Origin of the sequence: Paenibacillus thermotolerans, from assembly GCF_028745515.1 — a bacterium.
Taxonomy (GTDB): domain Bacteria; phylum Bacillota; class Bacilli; order Paenibacillales; family YIM-B00363; genus Paenibacillus_AE; species Paenibacillus_AE thermotolerans.
Map to the genome: position 1 here is coordinate 116190 of NZ_JAQZSG010000012.1, position 22412 is coordinate 138601.

Annotated in this window: 23 protein-coding genes; 17 read left to right on the top strand and 6 right to left on the bottom strand. The window is 48.0% G+C overall.

The window, feature by feature from the left end:
• Positions 1-89 precede the first annotated feature (89 nt).
• From PT964_RS12335 to PT964_RS12360, 6 genes are read left to right on the top strand one after another with little or no spacing between them, the layout of a single operon-like run.
• Positions 90-1094 (top strand): CgeB family protein, encoded by a 1005-nt coding sequence (locus PT964_RS12335; protein WP_274363651.1) that lies wholly within the window; start codon positions 90-92, stop codon positions 1092-1094.
• Positions 1091-2203: a DegT/DnrJ/EryC1/StrS family aminotransferase gene (locus PT964_RS12340; protein ID WP_274363652.1), complete on the top strand. Its 1113-nt coding sequence runs from the start codon at positions 1091-1093 to the stop codon at positions 2201-2203. Before PT964_RS12335 ends, PT964_RS12340 begins: the two co-directional genes overlap by 4 nt.
• On the top strand, positions 2200-3258 hold the full coding sequence (locus PT964_RS12345; protein WP_274363653.1) for a Gfo/Idh/MocA family protein: 1059 nt from the start codon (positions 2200-2202) through the stop codon (positions 3256-3258). The genes PT964_RS12340 and PT964_RS12345 overlap by 4 nt, the downstream gene beginning before the upstream one ends.
• Positions 3258-4205 (top strand): NAD-dependent epimerase/dehydratase family protein, encoded by a 948-nt coding sequence (locus PT964_RS12350; RefSeq protein ID WP_274363654.1) that lies wholly within the window; start codon positions 3258-3260, stop codon positions 4203-4205. Before PT964_RS12345 ends, PT964_RS12350 begins: the two co-directional genes overlap by 1 nt.
• A 4-nt stretch (positions 4206-4209) precedes the next feature.
• Entirely contained in the window at positions 4210-5220 is a 1011-nt protein-coding gene (locus tag PT964_RS12355; RefSeq protein WP_274363655.1) for a glycosyltransferase family 4 protein, read from the top strand.
• Entirely contained in the window at positions 5217-5633 is a 417-nt protein-coding gene (locus tag PT964_RS12360; RefSeq protein ID WP_274363656.1) for a hypothetical protein, read from the top strand. The genes PT964_RS12355 and PT964_RS12360 overlap by 4 nt, the downstream gene beginning before the upstream one ends.
• Before the next feature lie 118 nt (positions 5634-5751).
• On the opposite strand, the gene PT964_RS12365 is transcribed toward PT964_RS12360, so the two are convergent.
• Positions 5752-6771 carry a DUF4855 domain-containing protein gene (locus PT964_RS12365; RefSeq protein WP_337995026.1) on the bottom strand — a complete coding sequence of 340 codons (1020 nt, stop codon included), beginning with the start codon at positions 6769-6771 and terminating at the stop codon, positions 5752-5754.
• A 175-nt stretch (positions 6772-6946) separates the two neighbouring features.
• On the opposite strand from PT964_RS12365, the gene PT964_RS12370 reads away from it, so the two are divergent.
• The 4 genes from PT964_RS12370 to PT964_RS12385 all read left to right on the top strand — a co-directional run bounded on the left by PT964_RS12370 (position 6947) and on the right by PT964_RS12385 (position 10707).
• Positions 6947-7951, top strand: coding sequence for a glycosyltransferase (locus tag PT964_RS12370; protein ID WP_274363657.1), 1005 nt, complete (start codon positions 6947-6949; stop codon positions 7949-7951).
• A 20-nt stretch (positions 7952-7971) separates the two neighbouring features.
• Positions 7972-8664, top strand: coding sequence for an acyltransferase (locus PT964_RS12375; protein ID WP_274363658.1), 693 nt, complete (start codon positions 7972-7974; stop codon positions 8662-8664).
• A 49-nt stretch (positions 8665-8713) separates the two neighbouring features.
• Positions 8714-10027, top strand: a complete 1314-nt coding sequence (locus PT964_RS12380) for a nucleotide sugar dehydrogenase (protein WP_274363686.1) — start codon at positions 8714-8716, stop codon at positions 10025-10027.
• A 128-nt stretch (positions 10028-10155) separates the two neighbouring features.
• Entirely contained in the window at positions 10156-10707 is a 552-nt protein-coding gene (locus PT964_RS12385; RefSeq protein ID WP_274363659.1) for a hypothetical protein, read from the top strand.
• Between the two features lie 89 nt (positions 10708-10796).
• On the opposite strand, the gene PT964_RS12390 is transcribed toward PT964_RS12385, so the two are convergent.
• Positions 10797-11807: a DUF4855 domain-containing protein gene (locus PT964_RS12390; RefSeq protein WP_274363660.1), complete on the bottom strand. Its 1011-nt coding sequence runs from the start codon at positions 11805-11807 to the stop codon at positions 10797-10799.
• A gap of 65 nt (positions 11808-11872) precedes the next feature.
• On the opposite strand from PT964_RS12390, the gene PT964_RS12395 reads away from it, so the two are divergent.
• Positions 11873-12862 (top strand): glycosyltransferase family protein, encoded by a 990-nt coding sequence (locus tag PT964_RS12395; protein ID WP_274363661.1) that lies wholly within the window; start codon positions 11873-11875, stop codon positions 12860-12862.
• Between the two features lie 75 nt (positions 12863-12937).
• On the opposite strand, the gene PT964_RS12400 is transcribed toward PT964_RS12395, so the two are convergent.
• Together PT964_RS12400 and PT964_RS26540 are read right to left on the bottom strand one after the other, a co-directional pair.
• Positions 12938-13321 (bottom strand): DUF4183 domain-containing protein, encoded by a 384-nt coding sequence (locus PT964_RS12400; RefSeq protein WP_274363662.1) that lies wholly within the window; start codon positions 13319-13321, stop codon positions 12938-12940.
• Positions 13322-13412: 91 nt separating this feature from the next.
• Positions 13413-13913 carry a DUF4183 domain-containing protein gene (locus PT964_RS26540; protein ID WP_425262710.1) on the bottom strand — a complete coding sequence of 167 codons (501 nt, stop codon included), beginning with the start codon at positions 13911-13913 and terminating at the stop codon, positions 13413-13415.
• A 211-nt stretch (positions 13914-14124) separates the two neighbouring features.
• Between PT964_RS26540 and PT964_RS12405 the strand changes: the two genes are divergently transcribed.
• Positions 14125-15636 (top strand): NTTRR-F1 domain, encoded by a 1512-nt coding sequence (locus tag PT964_RS12405; RefSeq protein ID WP_274363663.1) that lies wholly within the window; start codon positions 14125-14127, stop codon positions 15634-15636.
• 195 nt (positions 15637-15831) lie between these two features.
• Here PT964_RS12405 and PT964_RS12410 read toward each other — a convergent pair whose 3' ends face one another.
• A complete protein-coding gene (locus PT964_RS12410; RefSeq protein ID WP_274363664.1) occupies positions 15832-16638 on the bottom strand; it encodes a DUF2935 domain-containing protein in 807 nt (268 codons plus the stop codon).
• Positions 16639-16787: 149 nt separating this feature from the next.
• Positions 16788-17339, bottom strand: coding sequence for a helix-turn-helix domain-containing protein (locus PT964_RS12415; protein WP_274363665.1), 552 nt, complete (start codon positions 17337-17339; stop codon positions 16788-16790).
• Positions 17340-17484: 145 nt separating this feature from the next.
• Here PT964_RS12415 and PT964_RS12420 point away from each other — a divergent pair, with 145 nt between their 5' ends.
• The 5 genes from PT964_RS12420 (at position 17485) to PT964_RS12440 (ending at position 22411) form a co-directional block, all read left to right on the top strand.
• On the top strand, positions 17485-17889 hold the full coding sequence (locus PT964_RS12420) for a DoxX family protein (protein WP_274363666.1): 405 nt from the start codon (positions 17485-17487) through the stop codon (positions 17887-17889).
• A gap of 22 nt (positions 17890-17911) precedes the next feature.
• A complete protein-coding gene (locus PT964_RS12425; RefSeq protein ID WP_274363667.1) occupies positions 17912-18571 on the top strand; it encodes an alpha/beta hydrolase in 660 nt (219 codons plus the stop codon).
• Between the two features lie 8 nt (positions 18572-18579).
• Positions 18580-19350: a DODA-type extradiol aromatic ring-opening family dioxygenase gene (locus PT964_RS12430; protein ID WP_274363668.1), complete on the top strand. Its 771-nt coding sequence runs from the start codon at positions 18580-18582 to the stop codon at positions 19348-19350.
• A gap of 29 nt (positions 19351-19379) precedes the next feature.
• Positions 19380-20741, top strand: a complete 1362-nt coding sequence (locus tag PT964_RS12435) for a hypothetical protein (protein WP_274363669.1) — start codon at positions 19380-19382, stop codon at positions 20739-20741.
• Between the two features lie 161 nt (positions 20742-20902).
• Positions 20903-22411, top strand: coding sequence for a copper amine oxidase N-terminal domain-containing protein (locus PT964_RS12440; protein ID WP_274363670.1), 1509 nt, complete (start codon positions 20903-20905; stop codon positions 22409-22411).
• The last annotated feature ends 1 nt before the right edge of the window (position 22412 follow it).

The following is a 22412-nucleotide window of genomic DNA, read 5'->3' on the forward strand; positions in this document are numbered from 1 at the left end:
ACGTCATATCATTTGAAGGAGAAGGGAACGGCATGCGCCGTTTCCTTTTTTTTCTTCTTTCATACTGTGAGTTTGGGGGGTGATCATGGGTGAAAGCATGCCGCATATTTTTCTTGAATCATCTTTCAAGCTACATCAATAGTTTGGGCGACGCGCTTTGCAGGATGGGCCACCAGGTTTGCTGCCAAACTTCATGGAATTTGAGGGAAATTGAAGCGGGCATCGCTTATTTTCAGCCGGATTTGTTAGTTACTGTCGGTTTCGATAAACCGATGGAACCGACGCTCGATATGCTTCCGGAGTTGTGCAAAAAATACCGGATGCTGCACATTTATTGGGCGGTCGAAGATAAAATCCACTTCGAAGCCGTTTCGCTGCCGTACGTAATGAGAGTAAAACCGGACATCGTCTGGACGATCCATCCGGAATGCGTCTCTAAATATGAAGAACTCGGCTTTATCTCGGAATATTTCAATTTCGCATATCATCCCAACACGTTCCCGCCCAAAAAAGATTTGTCGGATGAAGCGTACGATATTTCATTTGTCGGGACAACGCATCTCGAGACGCGGACCTATCGGTATGAAAGCTTGAAGCATCTTGTGTTCCCCTTCGTCAAAGCCGGAGTGGAATTGAAGGTTTGGGGAATGAATTGGCCCGACAACGAGTCGCTGTTAATTCGAGAGTTCGGCGTATCCGTTCCCCCCGATTGGTATCAAGGGTATTTGCCATATAAACAGACGGCAACGGTTTACAACAAGAGCAAAATTGTGCTTGGCGTGCAAAACGCGCTAGACCAGGTAACCCAGCGAACCTTCGAAATTATGGGTACAGGGGCGTTTATGCTGGCTAGCCGGACGGACGAATTGGAACGATTGTTTAAGGACGGAGAACATCTCGCCTTGTCTTCCGGCCCGGAAGAAACTTTGGAAAAAGCGGCTTACTACTTGAAGCGGCCGGAAGAGCGGCTGCGAATCGGAAGGCAGGCCCGGGAGAAAGTATTGCGATATCATACCTTCAATCATCGGCTGGCAAAGGCGTGGCCGGGTGTATTGAAACAGCTGAGGCTTGCAAAGGAGAGTGGAAATGCATGATCGAATTAGTACCGCTTAGGCGCCAGTTTCAGTCTCTAAAAGCCGACATATTGCGGCAAATCGAAGATACGATCGATTCGGGAACGTATATTTTGGGGCCTAAAGTGAAGCGATTGGAGGAAACGATAGCCGATAGGCTTCAAGTGACGAATGCCATCGGTGTCGCTAACGGAACGGATGCGTTGGTCTTGACATTGGATGCCATGGGAATCGGACCCGGGGATGAAGTGATCACTACTCCGTTTACATTCATCGCTACCGCCGAAGCGATATCGCGCGTCGGAGCCGTACCGGTGTTCGTCGATATCAGTCCGGTTACTTACAATATGAATCCTGCTCTGATTGAAGAGAAAATTACTCCGGCGACAAAGGCGATCATTCCGGTTCATTTGTTCGGCCAACCCGCAGACATGGATGAGATTATGGCGATCGCCGCAAAACACGGATTACGGGTGATCGAGGACGCCTGTCAAGCGTTCGGAGCCGAATATAAAGGGAAACCTGTGGGAGGAATCGGCCATGCGGCGTGCTTCTCTTTCTTTCCGACAAAAAATTTGAGCACGATCGGCGACGCCGGAATCGTCGCAACCTCGGATGAACGGCTTGCGGAGCGTATTCGCAGATTGCGGCAGCATGGCAGCAACAAAAAATATTTTCATGCGGATATCGGATATAACAGCCGGCTGGATGAGCTTCACGCTTCAATCCTTCTGGTCGCCCTTGAGCAGGCGGACGGTTGGAATCGGGAAAGAAGAAGGCTTGCCGAGCGTTATCGGGAGAAACTGAAGGGGCACCCGTTGCTGTCCGTCGCCCCGGAGGCTGAGGATCGTACGCATATTTATCATTTGTTTTGCGTTCGAACGGAACATAGAGAAGCGTTGCAGGAGCAACTGCAGCGCTCCGGAATACAGTCCGGCGTCTACTATCCTTGCCCGCTTCATTTACAGGAAGCGTACAAGCCGTTGGGCTATCGACACGGAGATTTTCAAGAGGCGGAGCGGGCGTCCGAACAGCTTTTGGCAATTCCTATAAGTCCCTTCCTTCATGAAGACGAACAAGATCAAGTTGTCGACGCATTGTTTCAAGTCGGGGGGAGGACTTCGCCATGATCGGTTACGGAGTGATTGGTTGCGGCCGGATCGCCGACCGGCACATTTCCTCGATTGCCAAATTAAGCGAAGGACGGATTTTCGCTTTGTGCGACATACGCGCGGAACGTATGGAGCAGGTTGAACAAGAGTATCGTAAAATTTCCGGGTCGGCTCAAAAAATCGCCCATTACCAAGACATAGCGGGGATTTTGGCGGATGAACGAGTACAAGCGGTCGTAATCGCGACTCATTCGGCTATGCACGCAGAAATTGCGAAAGCCGCATTAGAAAGAGGAAAGCATGTCATGGTGGAAAAGCCGCTGGCCCTTTCGGCCGAGGAAGCCGAAAACCTCGTGCGCCTTGCCGAATCTAGCGGACTGCAGCTGCAAGTGTGTCATCAGCTGCGCTATAAACCTGTTATGAGAAGGATCAAGGAAATCATAGAATCGGGAGCCATGGGCAAGGTTCACCTTGGCGTTGCTTCCATGAGGTTACAGAGGAACGAGGCTTATTATGAAGCGGCTCGTTGGCGCGGAACTTGGGATCAAGACGGGGGAATGCTTCTAAATCAAGGTATTCACTTGGTTGACCTGCTTGGATGGTTTCTGGGGGAATATGAATCGGTTTATGGAATTTTGACGCGCGGTCCGTTACCAAAACAAACGGAGGACTTTGCGGTAGGATTAATAAGATTCAAGAATGGCGCGGTCGGCATGATTGAAGCGAATACGCTGACTTATCCCAACAGTATGGATAACAGCATCGCCCTATTTGGGGAACAGGGAACCGTTTGGATTAGCGGAATCAACTTAAATACAGTTCGCCGATGGTCATTCAGCGATTCTTCCATAACGTGTCCCGACATGGACGGTATCGACGAACATTTCGTTATGCACGAAAAATTTCTTCAAGCAATCAAGGGTATTCAATCCGGTATCGTTAACGGACGCGAAGGCAAGAAAGCACTGGAACTCGTATTTGCTTTGTACGATTCGTTTCGCACAAACCAAGTAACGAAAGGGCCGATCACTACTTTTTCCACCACGATGATGTCTGACTTGGAGGGATGGTAATGCCGCACGCCTTCAGGAACGTACTTGTGACGGGCGGAGCCGGCTTTGTCGGTTCTAATCTGGTACGCCGGCTGCTTCCAATATCGGAACATATCATTGTCATTGACGATTGCTCGACAAGCAAACCTTCAGCGCTGCCCGTTTCAAACAAAATAACCTTTATGAAACAATCCTATGTAAGCGATGAATTGCTTGAAAATGTTTTGGGCGACATCCAGCATATCTATCATCTGGCTTGCCGTAATTTGGAGATGTCCGTGCAAAATACGGACGACGATTTCCATGTAAATCTATATGGCGGTTATTTGTTGTTAAAAAAAGCAATGGAAAAAAGCCGGCATTTGCAGCGCTTTGTTTATACGTCAACCGCTTCCGTTTACGGAAACGCATCTGTACTTCCTACGCCCGAGAGCGAATACGATACAACGACTCCTTATGCCGCAAGCAAGCTGTCCGTCGAGCATTACTGCCGGGTCTTTCATCGGATGCATCAGCTGCCGGTCACCGTTCTGAGATTATCCAACGCATACGGTCCCGGCCAGTTGACATCCAATCCGTACTGCGGGGTGATTGCCAAATTTTTCGAAGCGGCCGCCGGAGGACTCCCGCTCACCGTATTCGGGGACGGTTCCCAAACGAGGGATTTCACTTATATTGAGGATGTGATTGAGGCGCTGCTTCTCGCCGGAATATCGCCCGCGGCCGTCGGCGGCGTATTTAATGTAGGAACAGGGGTGGAGACGTCGGTCAATCGATTGGCTGAACTCGTTCTGCAAATTGCCGGGCGTCCTAAGACGCAAACTCAGTTTTCGCCTAAGCGCAAGGTCGATGTAGTAACCCGGCGGTGTTTGAACTCCGACCTGCTGCAATACACTCTCGGATGGAAAGCGAAAACAACACTCGAGGAAGGGCTGGAACGCACGTATCGTTGGCTGAATGGGGGGTAAAGCTTTGAATATTTTCCATGGGACGATTGAAATTGCCGGACAGATGGGTATTTTGAGCGGGGAATTAAAGAGGCGGGGCCACAAAGCGGTAGGCTACAATATATTCAATTCTTATTTGGGTTACAGGGATCATTTGATCCTCACCAACGCCCACGAGATTGCGAACACCCATCGGCATATTATTAATTTTTTCGACTTATTCCATTTCCACTACGCCAGCTCTTTGATCCCCCAATACAAGGACCTGGAGATCATCCGCGATAAAGGCAAAAAAATGATTATGCATCATTGGGGGAACGACGTTCGGTTTCACGACGCAGCCAGAAAAAACAATCCGTATGTGTTTACCGGGGATTCTCTCCCCAACGAAGTAATACACGAACGCTTGAGCCAAATTTCCGAGTATATACGAGAGGCAGTCGTGCAAGATTACGAGGTTTACGAATATGTAAAACCGTATTACGAGAAAGTTCATGTCGTGCCGATTTCCATTGATTTATCCGCATTCGTTCCATCATCAGGAAAGAAGGAAAAGAAGAAACCGCTCGTTCTACATGCGCCGACCAATCCGGATTTTAAGGGGACGCATGTGATCGAAGAAGCGATTCGTTCTTTGCAGATGAAATACGACTTCGATTACCGCAGAATCGAAAAGATGAATCATGAAAAAGCCATACGGCTTTACCGCGATGCGGACTTTATCGTGGATCAAATCCGGTGCGGGTCTTACGGTTTGCTAAGCGTGGAAGCGATGGCTCTCGGTAAACCGGTCGTCGCGTATATACGGGAAGATTTGATAAGCAAATTTCCGCAGGACCTGCCTATATTGAATGCAAATCCGGACAACGTGGCGGAGCAAATGAAACTGCTTCTGGACAATCCGGAGTTGCGCGAAGAATTGGGCGCTAAGGGACGCAAGTATGCGGAAACTTATCATGCAAAGGAAATCGTGGTGGACCGGCTGGAACGGATTTACTCCGGCGGCGAGACATTGAACGGAGGGGAGCTTGCGTGACCTCATATGAGAAATTTATGTTTTTTATCCCTAACCGGCTGTATATCGTCGGTAAAGAAATCCATGTTTCTTTCAATGTAGCGGTCATTCCTCCCGATAACACGGTTACTTCGGCAAACTTATGCATCCCCCTGCCCGAAAGAAATTCGCCTCTCCAAATGAAAGTAACCGGCATTGCCAGCGGTTGGGATGAAAACTGGATTCAATATTGGAAGCCCGAATACGATACGAAATCCGAAACGTTCGACGTTGCCCCGGAATCGCCGGAAGGAATCGTCCCGGTCACTCATGTAATGAACGATTGGCGCTTTCGCAGTTTAGAAAACCATGGCCTTTACATTTCCCTAGTAACGGAAGAGGAGCTGGACATTTCCGGGGAGAAGCCTCCTTATTTGCTTGTAAGAATGGACTAAAAACGCTGCGGCCGCTTCACGGTTAACAACCGAGAGCGGCCTTTTATTATTTAACAGCAATCCAAATAAAAAAAGAGGTCAACCGTGGAAAAAAACGTTCGACCCCCATGCAAGTTGTTTAATAGGGAATGCCTCGATAATCGATTCGTTTATAAAGACCTTTGACAAACGTATACAGCCGAATATAATCGACAATATTCGTTTGTTGCAGAGTACCCAGTCTCTGATTAGGAAATTGATACACAAGCAACGACTCTGTCATATAACCGCATTTTTCCGCAAGCCCAAAGTTTAAATAATCTAATAAGTGAGTGTTGTTATAGATCAGCCCTTTACCCCAAACGATCTGCATCCCCGTCTGATAGTATTTTGCAAACATGGTTGTGTTTTTAATCCAGTTATGGTCGTAGTTCGTATTTCCGTAATAATTGGAATTAAGAGCAACGACGTGGAAACCGAGCTTTTTCCACTCGAGCACCCCATAGGAGCCGTAATTGGGCAGCCACATACTAAGAAGTTTTCTGGAGTGGATCTCGGCGTTTACGCGTTTCACAAGCGCTTCATCCAGTTCGTCGATGGCTTCTCTTTGCCATAAGAAGCCGCGCAGGTCGAGTTTGGAATGCAGCTTGCTCTCCATGCTCCACCGGTGCAGAAACCGGTCCAGCCACCATTTGACCGCCGTAAATCGGTCATCCTCCACATTGAAATCAAGGTTGCGCCCTTCCGCATGACCGAAACAGCTTTGAAACGGATGCGGGTAAGGAATGGAAATCCAAACGTCCCTTTTTTCGTTTCCTAACACAGAGTTCAGTGCATGAAGGTTTCCATCAGGGGAAAATAAGGAATCGATCCACAATTGCCAATCATGGAGATCGGAAGGAGACCCGAATCCTACAAATAGCGGGCAAATATAGTGATTTGCCCGCATGCAAATGCCATTAAATATGAAACCGCCAAATAAGTTGTCGATGGCCTGGCCGTTAACGATGTATTTGGCGTACGGCCTTAAATGTTCAGGGGTCCATATTGAATCGTTCTCCGCCAGTCCTCCGCAAGGAATCACGCATATATGATTACGCAATTGATATGCGTTCGGCGATAAATACCCTTTTGCAGACGCAGCAACCAACCTTTTCACCCCTTTAGATCAAAATCGCGGTACTAAATCATATGAAAAGAAATCTTTTAGTGACCGCGACAGACAACCATTTTCCCGTAGAGTACAAACATGCTCAATCGAACTTGAATACAACATAAGAGAACCGGAAAACGATGGAAAAACGGGCGGAATGAGCGGAGGAGGTAAATACGGGATGAAAATTGTCCACGCTCCTTTGGAAATCGCAGGGCAGGTCGGAATAATATGCGATTTTTTGAAGAAAAGCGGTATTCATGCTACGGGCTATAACTACTTTCCTAACTATTTAAAGTACCGGAAAGTAATCAATACGGATACTTTCGAGCTTGCCAAAATATTCGATATGGCCGTTCGGGAATACGATATTTTTCATTTTCATAACAGTTATACGTTTCTGGAGGATAAGCGGGACATCCCCATGATCGTCAAGGCGGGGAAAAAGATCGTGATGCATCATAGGGGAAACGATGTACGTTCAAGAGTCCGTGCAGCTAAAGGGAAAGGATACGTAAATCCGTACGTTAATGCGAATTGCTCGTTTCCCGAGGAAACGATAGACAGCAATTTACGCCTGTTCGCTAAGTACGTCAATGCAGCGATCGTGCAAGATTATGAGCTGCATGGGTATGTGGCGGATTATTATCGGGAACAGGGAAAGCCTGTGTACGTATTGCCGAGATTGATCGATACGAAGTCGATTCAACCGGTTTACAAAACGGAAAGATCGAAGGAGGGTCCGTTAGTCGTACATGCGCCGACACAGCGGGAATTCAAGGGGACGGAGCATGTTTTGAAGACGATCGAGAAGCTTCAAGCCGAAGCTCCCTTTCGATTCCGGTTAGTAGAAGGCTTAAACCATTCGGAAGCAATACGGTTATACCAGGAGGCGGACATCGTAATCGACCAAATTCTTTGCGGAATGTATGGAAACTTAAGCGTAGAAGCAATGGCTCTCGGAAAACCGGTCGTTTGTTACATTCGTCCCGACTTGCTGAAGCATTACCCGAATCTTCCGATCGTTTCGGCGAATCCAGACACATTGTATGAAACGCTAAGGAAACTCCTGAAACATAGACAATTGCGGGTAGAAATAGGACAAAAGGGGAGATTGTACGTGGAACGGAATCATTCCGCGGAACATGTCATAGGCAAGTTAATCGATATTTATAAAAAATTATGACGAAAGCGGAGCGGTTAAATATGGGACAAGAGCCTTTACTCAAGGGGAAGAACGTTACAATCGGAGAACACGTTGTGTTTGAGGAAGGCGTCGTAATCGGGGACGATGTTGTCATCGGAAACGGAGTCATCGTCAAGTCCGATACTCAAATCGGCAACGGGGTCGTCGTCGGAGATTTGGTCGTGCTCGGGAAAATCCCTGCCTCCAATAAAAAAATGGCATTAAAGCCGCCGGCTGAACTTGCTCCGCTACAAATCGGCGATGGCGTAAAGATCGGGTGCAATGTGGTCATCTATAGAGGGGTAACCCTCGGATCGGACGTATTGGTCGGAGATATGGCAAGCATTCGGGAGCGCGTTACGGTTGGGGAAAGCACAATCATAGGCAGGAACGTTGTAGTAGAACCAAGGACGGTAATCGGCAAACGCGTCACGATCCAAACTTCTTCTTATATTACAAGCGACATGATCATTGAAGATCAAGTATTTATCGGGCCATGCTGCTCTACCTCCAACGATAAGTATATGGGCATGGGCAACTATGCTCATCAAGGACCGATCATTAAACGAGGGGCCAAGATCGGGAATAATGCAACCCTGCTGCCGGGCATTACGATCGGCGAAGAAGCGATCGTCGGAGCCGGCGCGGTCATTACAAAGCATGTTCCGCCCGGCCAAACGTTTGTCGGAAACCCGGGAAGGCCTATTCGATGATGGCATATTATTCCAAGCATAAGTTATACAAGGAGGATGCAAAGTGAACATGAAAGGAGTAACCGCAGGCAAAGTCCGGAGCGTTGTAAAAGTTGCGGTTGTCGGACTCGGATACGTGGGGCTTCCTTTAGCCCTATTATTTGTGAAAAAGGGCTATACGGTATACGGTTTGGATGTCGATGCAAAAAAACTGGAAAGCTTAACGAAGGAAAAAAGTTATTTGCCGGATATTAGCGACAAAGAGCTTGCCGAAGCTTGCCGTTCCGGGCGTTTTTTTCCAACGGATGCTTTTGAACGTATAACGATCGCCGATGCCATTATTATATGCGTGCCTACCCCAATCACTACCTATAGTACGCCCGACTTGTCTTACCTCCAAAGCGCCGCTATTAAGATCGGCAAATATTTGCGCGCCGGTCATCTCGTTATTCTTGAAAGTTCTACCTACCCGGGAACGACGAACGAGGTGTTAAAGCCGGAATTAGAAATACAAAGCGGCTTGACCGCCGGCAAAGACTTTCATATCGGATATTCCCCGGAACGGATCGATCCGGGGAATAAACAATTCGATTTGGAAACTATTCCGAAAATCGTGAGCGGATTGACGAAAGCTTGTGCGACGGCAACTTACGAATTATATAGCCGAGTATTCGATCGTGTCGTACCGGTTTCTACGACGGAAGTTGCCGAAATGACAAAGCTGCTGGAAAATACGCAGCGAATGGTCAACATTTCTTTCATTAATGAAATAGCCGTTATTTGCGATGAAATGAATATCGATATATGGGAAGTAATCGAAGCGGCGAAGACGAAGCCGTTCGGTTTTACGCCGTATTATCCGGGACCCGGTGTCGGCGGCCATTGTATTCCGGTCGATCCGCTCTACCTGCAATGGAAAGCGAAAGAGTACGGAAAAATAAGCAGATTTATTGAACTTTCAGCGAATATTAATCGTTGGATTCCGGAGTATATAGCAAATCGCGTTGAGCTATTATTAACGAAGCATTCGAACAAAACAAATCCGAGTGTCCTCGTATATGGGGTCGCTTATAAGAAAGACGTTAACGATGTTCGCGAATCGCCTGCCATTGAATTGATATCGTTATTTAAACATCAAGGCAAACGCGTCTTCTTCCACGATCCGCTCATTTCCGAGATTTCGGTCGAAGGCGAACGGATGCATAGCGTCGAACTAACGGACGATTTAGTAAAAGCCAGCGACTGTGTCGTTATTTATACCGATCATTCCAGCATACCGGTCGATCGGATTATCGCATTGGCGCCTTTGGTGTTCGATACGCGCAATGTGACGGCAGGCCGTCGAGAGCACAACCATGTTTTCCGATTGGGTGCCGGTTTCTAAAGTCAACAAACGGCTTTACGGTTGTTGGATGCGAAGCAATGAACAAAATATGCTTTTTACTTGGATGAAACGACTTAATTCGGCGGCAACAGCAATGCATATATTAAACTGTGAAAGGAGGTGATAGAATGCCTCTTATTTTAGAAGCTTTCACAGATCCTACTAACACACTTGTAATTGCCGATACCGGGGCTCCCCTGGGTTCTTTGCCTGCTGTGCCTGTATTCGTACCCAAAGATCCGGAAATGCCCGTAATCGACGGAAACAGCAACTATATCTTTTCGCCGTTTGACGGCCCCGGAGAAACCGTAACACTCCAGTCTGTCTTTACAATCCCTTCCAATTTGCTGCCGATTTTTACGGTGGGGCTTCCCGTAACGGTCAACTTCGCTTATGCCGCCGATCAGACGGCGACGTCGACCGTTTCATTGCAAGCCATCAACTTGCTTGGCGTCATCGTTATGGATACGACGTTGTTTACGATATCCAATCTCGGTGATAAGCAAAACGTTGCGATCGGTTCCGGAGATGCGGTCGTATCGGCGGCTCTAGGTCCATTGCAAAGCTTGCAGGTCACCGTCACAACTACAGTCACCGCACCGCTTGATGCGGCATATCCGCTGGGCACGGACGGAGATTATCTCGGCCAAGTAAGCGTCCTTACTTCGCCAGTCGTATAACGTAATATGGCTGAGGGACGTTAGCAAGGACAAAGAAGAACTGTGCAGCCCCCTCGATTCGAGGCGGGCTGTACTCCATGTTAGTGCTTTCAGTAGGTAATTCCAGGATATGATGAATTATCGTAATCTCCCTTAATAAAGGAGTAAATAAGTTTGTACTCGTCTGGATGCGAAATGCACATGTCCTTTAGTTTTTGATTAGGGAATTGATAAACGAGAAAGCAGTCCCTCATATAATCGTTCTTGTCGGGAAGACCGAGATTCAAATAGTCAAACAGATGAGTGTCGTTGTACAGTACGCCTTTTCCGTAAATAATTTGCATCCCTGCATGAAGCAATCTTGCAAATAACGCGGTTTGGTCGATCCATTCCACGCCGTAGTCCGTATTTCCGTAATAATTCGAATGAAAAGCTGCAACATGAAACCCAAGCCGGTTGAATTTTATTGCGCCGGAGCCGCCGTAATGAGGAAGCCACATCGATAAATAACCGTTCGCCCTCACATATTTATTAGTTTCTATTACAACATGCTCGTCTTTTGCGTCAATGCTTTCTCTCGTCCATAAGAAGCCCCGAAGCTGAAGCTTTTCTTTCAATGAGGTTTCCTGTTCGAATCGCTCGAGAAAACAATCCATCCACCACTTTACGGCTTCGTACCGGTCATCCTCGATTTGGAAATTAAGCCTTCTGCCGTTTACATACCCAAAATCCGTTTGATGCGAATCCGGGTATGGAATAGAAACCCATACATCCAACGGACGACGGGTTTGAACGGATAAAGCTTGCAAGTTGCAATCGGGAGAGAAAAGGCTGTAAATCCAATCCATCCAATCGCCTTTGTCGGCGGGGGTCCCGAAAGCCGTATACAAAGGATGCAAGAAGCGACCCGGCCTGGAGCATATTCCTAAAAAAACAAACCCTCCGAACATTGGCGGCGTCTCCCGTTCGTCCGAAATAAAGTGAACATACGGAGCCAGTTCGAGTTGATCCCATACTGTAGAACCGTTCGGAGGAATTCCGCCGCAAGGCAATACACATACGTGATTTCGTATTTTCAATTCACGCGGCGATAAATATTTGCCTTTGGATGCAAAGTGCATGTAACGATCCGTCCTTTCTTTTTAATGAGCCGTAATGCAGCGGGTAAATAAGGATGGTGATGGGATTGAGGATTATTCATGCGCCGATCGAAATCGGGGGGCAGGTGGGGATTTTATGCAATGCTTTGAATCGTATGGGACATCAAGCGACAGGGTTTCACAGGTACCGGACTTTCCACGACTATTCGGCAAATATCAGAACAATCGATAAATACGAACTAATCAAATGTTTTTCGGAAATCGCGGATTTTTATGATTTATACCATTTTCATTATAATATGTCGATTTTGCCCGGTTATGGCGATTTGGATATTGTTTCACGACTGAATAAACCGATGGTAATGCATCATTGGGGAAACGATGTAAGAACGAGAAGCGTCGCCGCATTGAATAATCCGTATGTATACACCGGCGATTCTCCGCCGGAAGAAGATATTCATAATAAATTATCGAAAGTTTCGGAGCTCATTTCAACTTGTATTATCCAAGACTATGAAGTATACGCTTACGTTAAACCGTATTATAAAGCAGTTCACGTATTGCCGCTTGCCATTGATGTTACGCGATATTGTGCCGTTTATCCGAACGAATCGGAGAAGCAGCCGCTTATTGTTCACGCTCCGACGAATCGGCTCTTTAAAGGAACGGCTACAATCGAGAGCGTTATCGAGAAGCTGCGGAAGGAATTTCCTCTAAGATATTGTCGGGTGGAAAAGCAACCCCATGAAAAAGCGATAGCTTTGTATCGAAGCGCGGATATTATAGTAGATCAAATATTGTGCGGCTCATATGGAGTGCTTAGCGTTGAAGCCATGGCGCTCGGGAAGCCCGTAATCGCTTATATTCGATCGGATTTGGCCGGCACTTATCCTGCAATTCCTCCCGTGTGCAATGCGAATCCTGAAACTTTATACGATGTATTGAAGCAATTGCTTGCTTCGGGGGAGTTTCGGCGGCTGAAAGGGATCGAAGGAAGGCGTTACGTCGAAGCCGTTCATGATAGCGGAATCATTGGCAAAAAATTGTCGGAGATATATTCCCGGCTGATTGGTTAGAGGAAAGGCTTGTGCTATATATGCAAGAAAGTCCCTGTTCTGTTGCGCTTAAGCGACAAAACAGGGACTTTGTTTTTAAGTGACTACCGTCGTCGAAGAGGTCGGAGCAAAGTTTATGACTTCCAACACAATCGGTGTTCCCGACGGGATCGAGTCGCCGCCGGCCGGTACCGCAATTGCTAATGATCCCACCGTAGTCGCACCCGGCGTATAGGTGGAAATGCCTTGCATCTGCAGGACGCCGTTAATGTAAACATTAAACATGCTGTTATCCGTTGCCAGCACAGGAAGAGCGGTCACCGCTGCGCCGGAATCATCGAAAAAACTCGCTGCATCAATTGTTAATGTCGTACCCGCGCCTGTAGTGCTTGCCGTAACGTAAAAAAATTTTTCCGGTGTCGGAACCGTTTCCGTAATAGTCGTTGCCGTAACAAGCAGCTTCATAAGCTGTAATGCCATGAATAAGTACCTCCCTTCGTAAAGGATGTGTTCAACATTAGTTTATTCGCTATTGAACGAAAGGACAGGGCTTACTATAGGGAGTATAAATCTATTTGCACTCAAGCTTTGCGAAAAAACCGACCGATTCGAGAATTATTGGAGTTCCTTCGGAGATCTTTTGACCGGTTGCAGCCAATGTTATTGCATCAGGTCTGACGCAATATATTTTGCCTTCCTGCAGAACGCCGTTAATGTACAAATTTGTGTAGCCATTATGACCGTGATCAGTCAGTTCACTGACCGGTTCTCCGGCATCGTCTACAAAACTGTTGGAAAATATAACGGTTTCTTCTGATAAGTCGATGTCACTCGGAGCAATGTAAAAATACCTCCTGATCATCGGTTTCACGACAATCGAAGGTTCGATGGGGTACGGGGCCGTCGTGTTTATTTTAATGTGATTAATGACGGAGTATTGTGATTTTTGAGAGTTGCATCTCTTTCGGGATGTTTTCTTTTTTTTAATCGAGCATCTATTGGTGTCTTTCGAACGCTTTCGGCAAGGTTTGTTTTTCCGATTACAGCAAACGTTAATAATTATTTTGTACATTAGGATGGGAACACCTCCTCCGAAACATTGCGTTGAATTAGTTTATGAAATATTTATATTTGAGGAAAGGGACAAAGGACCGGTAAGGGTTCGCCTATTGCCGTTTTTGCCGGAAAAATAGGTTTAAAAACTCCACTGTTACCGTGTCTCAGATCAATAACGGACATACCCTAATATATGACAAAGGTAAACAAGCGAAGGGGTGTGAGAATTGCCGCTGAATAATGTTGTCGTAAACGGCAGGTTCGAAACAGGAGCATTGGCTCCCTGGTTATCGGCGAATGCCTCCATCCATAGCGCGCAAAGCCATTCCGGCACGTACAGCGCATTATTAGCAGGAGGGAATGCAAACGCGTACTTATCTCAATACGTTCCTTTGACGGAAGGGCACAATCTGGAGATTTTATATTCGCTAGCCAAAAACGGCTCTCAACCGAGCAAGCCCGTTACAGTATCTGTGTCATACTATAATGCATCGTATACTTTTTTAGGATCGGGACTGATCGTGACGAACCCCTTCGATCGGATTCCCGACGCGTCAACGACCGACGGATGGTTGGAAATTTATAATGTTACGTCGCCTGCCCCTTTGGGAACTGCGCGAGCGTTGATTACGATCAATGCGCTTCCTATGGCCGGAAGCGCGGGAGTTTTCGTGGATGATGTCCAAGCATATCCGTTTGACGGAATGCAAGGCCCAATTGGTCCGACGGGTCCGACAGGTCCGACAGGTCCGACGGGTCCAACGGGTCCGACAGGTCCGACGGGTCCAACGGGTCCGACAGGTCCGACAGGAGCGACAGGTCCGACGGGTCCGGCAGGTCCTGAGATCCCCACACCGGTTAACCGCATCTATGTGGCGAATACCGGATCAAATACAGTTTCGGTTATTAACGGGTACACCAATTCGGTAGCAGCGACCGTTACTGTTGGCATATCGCCGGTTGCGGTTGCCGTAAACCTGGTATCGGACCGATTCTATGCAGTCAACCAAGGCAGCAATTCGATCGGCGTCTACGACGGAGCGACGAATATGTTCATCACCAATATTATCGTCGGTACGCAGCCTTCAGCCGTTGCCGTGAATCCGCAAACCAACCGGATTTACGTCGCGAATCAAGGAAGCAACGATGTGACGGTCATAGACGGGTCCTCCAACAGCGTGATGGCCACGATAGCCAATGTAGGCACCGGACCGAGGGGCATCACAGTCAATTCGGTTACGAATCGTATTTATGTCGCAAGTCAAGGTGGAGATTTCACGGTATTGGACGGCGCTTCGAACGCCATTCTCATTTCTTACAATATCGATGGAAATCCATTCGGAGTAAAGGTCAATCTGACAACCAATGCGGTTTATGTGGCTCGGGAATCGTTCAACGATGTTTTGGCGATTGAGGGAAATTCCAATCTTCCCGTAAGCGGTATAGGTGTCGGTGCATCCCCGGTTGCCGTCGACGTAAATCCTGTCACGAACCGCATCTATGTGGCCAACAGCGGCGATGGCACCGTTACGGTCATAGACGGACTTACGAATGCGGCGCTTGGAACATTTGCTTCGGGCAACGAACCGCGAGGCGTCGGTGTAAATCCGTTAACAAACGCCATTTACGTGGCAAACGCTATGGATAATAACTTGTCGTTTTTCTTCGGCGTGACGAATACGCTGCTCGATACCATCCCTGTCGGAACGAATCCGTTCGGGGTAGGTGTAAATCCGTAAAGAACGCCGTGAATTAGCCATGAAAATCCTATGCAGAAACGAGGATTTCTTATGGTCACGATCGGCTTATGCATGATTGTAAAGGAGTCTTATAGGATTAAAAAAGGGCGAGCCTGATTAAGGCTACGCCCCTTGCTGTTTTTATGGATCATTTAACGGACAAGAAATATACGCAAAAAATGACACTTGTTTACGTTATTTTTTCGAAGCGGCGGCATTCGTTAAGGTGTTTTCAAACATATCGATAATGTGAAGGAATCTTTCGGCTTCCCGAAACACATGATCAGCAAGCAACGGATGGATAATGCTTTTAATGCGGCAGGCCTCAATCAAATCTCTTGCCGTCTTCTTAAAATCCCGAAGGGATTTCACGGAAACTCGATTCTGATCAAGGAATTGGTCAAGTAAGGGGGCGGTTTGCGATTGCGGCCGCATGGAGTCTAAATCACGGGCTTGAAACAGCAGCTGATCGAAATCATGGCTAAAGTTCCTGGCTTGATCCACTAATTTACGTTCGGAGGGATCAAGCAAATGTCCTATAAACTTCGCATGGTCCGCCATGATTCGCAAGAAAAATACATTTTCATTAATGATGGCATCCGGTAAGGGGTCAAGTGTGCCGTTATTGAGTTCCTGCAATCGGTTTCCGAAATAAAAGGCTTCCCTGCTTACGTGGTCAACCAACAATGGGAAATTATTCGCTCCAGGAAGCTGGCAGGTCAATATGAGTCCTAACACTTTTCTTTTAAAAGCCCATATATGAGTAACGGCGTTATACACTTCGGTGTTGAATCTTTTTATTAATTCAGGATCAGATTGGGACGTGAATGCGGTTGCTCTTCTTTCAATTTCTTCGAAAACGGCGTAAAAGTGATTCGCTTCATTTATTAACTGAGTGTCTTCGGCACGAAAACCAAGCCTGAGAAATAGAGAATGTTCTTTCATGATCCGCGACCAGAACCTGACTTCGTCTAAAGAACGCGAAACAAACCCGTTAATCATAGAGACACCTCGCTTAATTTTACTGTATTAATAAAGAGTATTAAGACGATTGGCAATAATGCCAGTACCAGAATATGTTTATCTATTACGAGTAAACATTAATAAAGAAGGGCAGAACCGGATATGCGATTCCGGTCTGCCCTTCTTTATTATAGGAGATCCCCTTCGACATCGGTGTCTGTGTAGACGGATATAAGCACGATTGCCGTATCCTCGCCTATGTTTTTCACCAAATGAGGAGTGCAGGCATTCCAACTGAAGGAGTCGCCCTCTTCGAATTCGGCTGAATCTTCCCCCTGCTCAGCGTAGACCCTGCCTTTGATGACGACATGGACCTCTTCGCCTTCGTGCGCACGAGGGATATGCCCTGTGGATGTTCCGGGAGGAAACTCCACGAGCATCATCCGTACGTTCTTCGTGGAGCTCAGGTGCGCTACCTTTAATTTTTCCGCGCCGCTGGTCGTTATTGTCCGTTCATCCTTTCGGACAATATGCATTCGATCCTCTTTCTTTAAAAGCAAATAAGCCAAAGGCACCTTCAAAGCTTGCGCTATGCTTTCCAGCGTCGATATGGAAGGGGAGGTTTTATTGGTCTCAACCTGGCTCATGAAGCCTTGGGACAGGCCGGTTTCTTCGCAAATTTGGGCGATGGTTATATTTTTGCGCTTTCGAATCGCCCGTATAGTGGAGCCGATATCCATCCCATAACACCTCACAAAATATTTGTAATACAAAACATAATTTTATATTAGCAATTTTTCTGTTGACATGCTAGTGTGCTTCGCTTAATATTAGCCATATAAAATTTATATATTTATAACTAATATTTTGGGGGAGAGAAATAGAATGGCAAAGACTGCAGTTGTTTCGTTTATTATGCGTGTAGGAATGGGAATTATATTTTTGATGCACGGTATCGCCAAGCTTCAAATGGGGCTTAGCAATGTAGACGCATGGTTCAGCTCCATGGGCGTTCCTGGCTTTTTGGCTTACGCCGTGGCGGCGCTTGAGCTTGTGGGCGGCATTATGCTCATTGCGGGATTGTTTACCCGTTATGTATCGGCCTTGTTTGTCGTCATGCTGATCGGTGCAATTGTGACGATGAAGCTTCCGGTCGGACTTCTTGGCAACGGTCAAATGGCCGGCTATGAGTTGGATCTCGGATTTATATTTGTATCGTTGTATTTGGCCTCTGCCAATGAGAAGGGGTTCTCGGTCGACCGCCTTATTATGAACAAGCGCAGCGCATAACTTACTACTAAGGATGATGATTATGAACCCGGTTTATCAATATGACGTTCATATGCCGGCCAAGATGAATCCGGACAAAAAATATCCGGTCGTCTTTACGCTCCACGGCAAAGGCTCCAATGAAAGTAATATGTTCGGTCTGGTCGCCCCGCTCTCGGACAATTTCATCATTATAGGCATTCGCGGCAATCTGCCGCTCGGTACAGGTTGGCAGTATTACGATCTGAAGAGTCTGGGCAATCCCATTCGGGAGATGTTCGACGAAGCGGTGAAACGGCTCGAAGCATTCATTCAATATGCAACGGAGAAATATCCGATCGATCCCGGCAAGCGATATTTGCTCGGTTTCAGCCAGGGCGCCATCCTCTCCATGACGCTTGCGCTTACGATGGGGGACCGGCTGAAGGGGATCGTAGCATTGAACGGGTATATTCCCGACTTTGTGAAGACGGAATATCCGCTGCGCAGCGTGAAGGACGTATCGGTATTTGTTTCGCACGGACAATTCGATTCCGTATTCCCGGTTCGGATCGGCCGCGAGACGGCGGCGTATTTCCAGAATCAGACGCAGCGCTTAACATTCAAAATGTATCCGACGGACCATGGCGTATCGGAAGAGAATCAGCATGATGTGCTGAATTGGCTGAAGCGGGATGCCGGTTTGATTACAACACAGGAGTGATGAGCCGCATGATGCCTTCTTATTTTTTCGCGCACGGTGCTCCTTCGATCGTGCTTGAGGATAACGAATATACGCAATTGTTAAAAGAATTTAAAAATCAAATGCCCAGGCCGAAAGCGATCGTGCTCTTTTCCGCTCATTGGGAGGAACCGGTACAGACGGTCGGAGCCGCCGAAGCGTATGAAACCATTTATGATTTCGGAGGGTTTCAGGACGAGCTTTACGAAATGACCTATCCGGCGAAAGGCGAGCGTACGTTAAGCGAACAGATTCAGTCTCTGTTTAGGAAACAAGGCGTCCCGAGTGTTTTGAATGAAAAAAGAGGACTGGATCACGGGGCTTGGGCGGTTTTGAAGCTATTGTATCCGGACTCGGATATCCCGGTTGTCGCTTTATCCGTGAACAGGCATTTGACGAACGAGCAGCAGTATCAAATCGGCAGAGCGTTGTCGGAGCTTAGAGAACAGGACGTTCTCATTATCGGAAGCGGCGGAACGGTTCATAATTTAAGAAGGTTGAAGTGGCATTCCGACGAAATCGACGAGTGGGCGCAGCAGTTCGACAGTTGGCTGCAAAGCAAGCTCGAGGCATGGGATACGGAAGCGTTGTTTCACTATCGGGAACTGGCTCCTTACGTTCAAGAGGCCGTTCCGACGAGCGAACACTTTATTCCGCTGCTGCTCGCAATGGGCTCGGGTGACGCTAACCGCAAGGCGAAGCTGCTTCACCGCAGCTATCAATATGGGAATCTAAGTTTAAGCTGCTGGCAATTCAATTAAGAAAGACGATCGAAAGAGGGCGGAGCATAATGACATCCGCAGGGAAAGCGGCAATGGAGAGGACGATTCTTTTCTCCATTGCCGCGGTTTATTTCATACAGCAGTTGATGCAATTAGATATGTTAGCTCCTCTTTTGGGAAGCTTGGTTTTTATCGCAATCGCCATATTGCTGCCGAAACTTAAGGGCATGACGCTGTGGCTTACGGTATCCTTTATGGTTGTCGGTGCGCTCCTCATGCTGCTGCAGAAGGCCGATGTCCGGGTTTGGTTCGAGGCGGCCGAAATCAATGTGACGATCGTTACGCTCTTCCTATTTGCTCCGCTGTTCGGGATTCCGGTGCGGATTCCCGAGTACCTCGAAGCTTTGAAACGGTTCCACGGGGCGAACCTGACCAGCAAGACGGGCTTATTTGTTGGAACGCAGATTCTTACTCAAATCATGGGGGTTTTTATCAACGTCGGATCAATCCCCGTCGTTTATCAGATTGTGTTCGCGAAGCCGCAGCCGGGCATGTCTCGGCTGCTAGCCAATGCGTTGAACCGGGGGTTTGCGGGAGCCATTCTGTGGTCGCCGTACTTTGCCGCCATGGCGCTCGTGACTTCGGCGTTGGCGTTGCCCTGGTCTGCCATATTGCCTTACGCGGTTGCATTGTCGCTTCTAAGCCTCGTCGTGAGCTGGGCGGTCGATCTTCGGGAGCTGCGGCGCGCTGTAACGGAAGCGGAACTGCCTCTGCAGAAGCCGATGGGGAAACAAAGCAAAGCGGTTTTTCCACTAGGGCTCGGAACGTATTTAACAGCTGCCATCGTTGTCATTTTGCTGCTGGAGCGGACTATCGAACTGCCTATGGTTATGTTGATTTGTTTAGCGGCGGTAGTATTGCCGGTAATTTGGTGCATAGCGAAGGGGGCCGCGGCTGAGTACCGGCAAGGTTTGAAAAACCATGTTACCGTTACGCTGCCCGCTTTGCAGAAAGAGATCACGTTGTTTCTGGCGGCCGGTTTCTTCAGCGGTTCAATCGGCGCTGCAGGGTTCGGCCCTGCCGTTCCGGCGTTACTGGAGCACGTCCCGCTGCCGATTTCTTTATCGTTCTCGGTATTTACGGTGGTCCTCATTGCGGGAACATCTATAATCGGCCTTCATCCGATTGTGCCCGTAACCATTCTTGCGGGAGGCATCGATCCGTCGACCATGGAAATGAGCCCGATTTGCTTCGCGGTGCTGCTGTTGGGAAGCTGGGGCTTGTCCAATACCGTCTCGCCGGCATCAGCCGCAAACAATTTGTTGGCGGGTCTTTTTAAGAAACCGGTGTTTGCCCTAGCCGTGCCGAATTACAAATTCGCCTGCTGCATGGCGATTGTGCTGCTTATCTATTTGAAGGTTGTTTTTTAACAATATTTTATTGACTAACTAAATGAGATTGGTTATCATTATCACCGTAATGATAACCAGTCTCATTGTTTGTTCGTCCGGCGCCGGAAGCCGAGCAATGGGAATATTTCAGCGTGCTTCCGCACACTGGACATACATACTAAAGGAGCGATGTTTTAGGTATGAACACTGCAAGAAAGCCATTATCCTCGGTCTTAGCAATTGTACTTATGTTCACCTTTGTTTTTGGTTTCGGAACATCCGCATTCGCGGACGATGCCGCTAATGCGACACTGCAAATCAATACCGATGCTGCGGCCCAAACGAAAGCGTTTGCTGAAATCAAGCAGATGTTTGCGGACAAGAAGCCAATGGCTGAGATCCGCGCGAAATATGCCGCAGACTTCGAGAATGGCGTCAAAGCAATTGACACCGCGATCGCTGCCGACAATCCGAAAATCAACGACAGTATTAAACTCGTATTGGAGAACGCCGTGGACGAAACTCCATCGATCGGCCAACTTCATTATGCTCAGGCGCAGCAAGCGGTTGACAAAGGGCTGCAGTGGTATTTCTACATGCTGCTTAAGGACTTCATCAATAAGCAGGCGAAGCCGGCAATCGTTGCAGGAGACAAGGCTGCTGCAACAACCGCTTTGGAGAAAGCTCAGCTTATCTATACGTCCGCGATTGACCCGACGACGGTGAAACGAGACAACAAATTTAAGACGACGATGAGCGATCTGCTCAACAATACAGTATTCCCGGCTCTGAAACAGGACGTTGAGAAGATGGACGTGAACGCGTTTGATCTTCACCGCCAGATGCTGGACAAAACAATTATCAAGATGTACACCCTCGCTACGCTGACGTATGCGGAGTCGATCCCGACGAAAGCGGACGCCGATAAGCCGGCCGCAATGACGGAAGGATACTTCTTCTACATGTCCGTCTATCCGTATCTGAAGGGCGGGAGCGCGAAAGACGCGGACTACGTTTACGGCGTCTTCGCGAGCGGCGACGCAAGCAAAGTAAACACGGCGCGGATCTCGAAGGCGCTGCAGCGTACGTTGACCGCTAAAGTCAGCGAATACGGCAACCAGGTTCTTGTCAAGCTTGCGGCCGGAGAACAGAACTCGGCTAACGTGTATGCAATGGAAGGCGCTATGTTCCTTGCGGCTCACGAAACGTTTCTAGGCTCCGCCTATGCTGAAGTTTACGCGGACATGCAGCAGCTGGTCGAAGCGGGTGCGAAAGGAGACGCTAAAGCGGTCAGTGCCGAATTGTTTGCGGTAGCATCCGCGCTTTCCAAACTCGACGGCATATCGTTTCACGTCGGCAAGCAGGAAGTAACGGTTGCAGGTAAGGTGGAAGCGACGGACCGCGCCGCTTTTATCCACAAAACATCGAACCGCACGCTGGTTCCGACGACGTTCCTGGAGAAGCTCGGCTTTACGGTTGCCTATGACGGAGCCGCCAAGGCCATTACTCTCAGCAAGGACGGAGATACTTACGTTCTGACGCAAGGCAAGGACACGGTTGTGAAGAATGGCGAGACGGTTACGGACAAGAAGCTCGATCAGCCTGTTGTAACGGTGAACGGTATTACCTATTTGCCGATCCGAGCGATCGCGGAGCTTTCCGGCAACCATGTTTATTACACGAAAGGTCAAATCGTAATCATTAAATAAT

Excerpts from the sequence above, each read along its gene's own strand:
- PT964_RS12340 (WP_274363652.1), top strand. The coding sequence starts at position 1,091 with ATGATCGAATTAGTACCGCTTAGGCGCCAGTTTCAGTCTCTAAAAGCC.
- PT964_RS12345 (WP_274363653.1), top strand. The coding sequence starts at position 2,200 with ATGATCGGTTACGGAGTGATTGGTTGCGGCCGGATCGCCGACCGGCAC.
- PT964_RS12350 (WP_274363654.1), top strand. The coding sequence starts at position 3,258 with ATGCCGCACGCCTTCAGGAACGTACTTGTGACGGGCGGAGCCGGCTTT.
- PT964_RS12370 (WP_274363657.1), top strand. The coding sequence starts at position 6,947 with ATGAAAATTGTCCACGCTCCTTTGGAAATCGCAGGGCAGGTCGGAATA.
- PT964_RS12375 (WP_274363658.1), top strand. The coding sequence starts at position 7,972 with ATGGGACAAGAGCCTTTACTCAAGGGGAAGAACGTTACAATCGGAGAA.
- PT964_RS12380 (WP_274363686.1), top strand. The coding sequence starts at position 8,714 with ATGAAAGGAGTAACCGCAGGCAAAGTCCGGAGCGTTGTAAAAGTTGCG.
- PT964_RS12385 (WP_274363659.1), top strand. The coding sequence starts at position 10,156 with ATGCCTCTTATTTTAGAAGCTTTCACAGATCCTACTAACACACTTGTA.
- PT964_RS12390 (WP_274363660.1), bottom strand. The coding sequence starts at position 11,807 with ATGCACTTTGCATCCAAAGGCAAATATTTATCGCCGCGTGAATTGAAA.
- PT964_RS12400 (WP_274363662.1), bottom strand. The coding sequence starts at position 13,321 with ATGGCATTACAGCTTATGAAGCTGCTTGTTACGGCAACGACTATTACG.
- PT964_RS26540 (WP_425262710.1), bottom strand. The coding sequence starts at position 13,913 with ATGTACAAAATAATTATTAACGTTTGCTGTAATCGGAAAAACAAACCT.
- PT964_RS12410 (WP_274363664.1), bottom strand. The coding sequence starts at position 16,638 with ATGATTAACGGGTTTGTTTCGCGTTCTTTAGACGAAGTCAGGTTCTGG.
- PT964_RS12415 (WP_274363665.1), bottom strand. The coding sequence starts at position 17,339 with ATGGATATCGGCTCCACTATACGGGCGATTCGAAAGCGCAAAAATATA.
- PT964_RS12420 (WP_274363666.1), top strand. The coding sequence starts at position 17,485 with ATGGCAAAGACTGCAGTTGTTTCGTTTATTATGCGTGTAGGAATGGGA.
- PT964_RS12425 (WP_274363667.1), top strand. The coding sequence starts at position 17,912 with ATGAACCCGGTTTATCAATATGACGTTCATATGCCGGCCAAGATGAAT.
- PT964_RS12430 (WP_274363668.1), top strand. The coding sequence starts at position 18,580 with ATGATGCCTTCTTATTTTTTCGCGCACGGTGCTCCTTCGATCGTGCTT.
- PT964_RS12435 (WP_274363669.1), top strand. The coding sequence starts at position 19,380 with ATGACATCCGCAGGGAAAGCGGCAATGGAGAGGACGATTCTTTTCTCC.
- PT964_RS12440 (WP_274363670.1), top strand. The coding sequence starts at position 20,903 with ATGAACACTGCAAGAAAGCCATTATCCTCGGTCTTAGCAATTGTACTT.